The 513-nt window shown below is 60.4% G+C and carries 1 pseudogene; it reads right to left on the bottom strand.

From position 1 onward, the window contains the following. A pseudogene (locus ACLD1Y_RS31620) lies at positions 1 to 513 on the bottom strand (type IV secretion protein Rhs); the annotation flags it as partial.

Here is a 513-nt window from a genome sequence, read left to right as displayed (position 1 = left end):
TCTTCGACCGGGTTGTAGCCGTACGCGGCACTGCCTTGATAGGATTTGCCGGTTGAGGTGTGGCCGTGAAATCGCCCGATCAGACTGTCGTCATTGGCCGCCGTGATCGGGCGGCTGCCGCCAGGTCGCTGGGTCTGGGTCAGTATCTCGGCCACCAGATTGTCGCTGGTGTCGTACTGGTAGTCTTTCTGCAACAGCGGCAACACTTCACGGGCGACTTGCTGGTAATGCAGGGCTTTCTGGCTGAGTCGGCCATTGCGGTCATAGCGGGTGCGGGTGAGCAGGGCGCCCTGAGTGCGCAGCACTTCCTCGTGCAGTGAATCGCGCTCGAAGTCGCTGATTACTCGGCCACCCAGGTTGATTTGATGCAGGTGGCCGCTACCGTAGTACAGATGGTTGAGCTGACGTTGATCGGGCAGGGTCAGGGTTTGCAGGTTGCCCAGTTCATCGTAGTCGTACTGCAGCAGGCCGGCGCTGTTGGTCTCGCTAAGCAGTTGACCGAGGGCGTCGTAG

The sequence above is a fragment of the Pseudomonas sp. 18175 genome (assembly GCF_050432925.1).
Taxonomy (GTDB): Bacteria; Pseudomonadota; Gammaproteobacteria; order Pseudomonadales; family Pseudomonadaceae; genus Aquipseudomonas.
The sequence above is the reverse complement of the archived record's forward strand: the minus strand, read 5'-3'. Positions and strand labels throughout refer to the sequence as shown.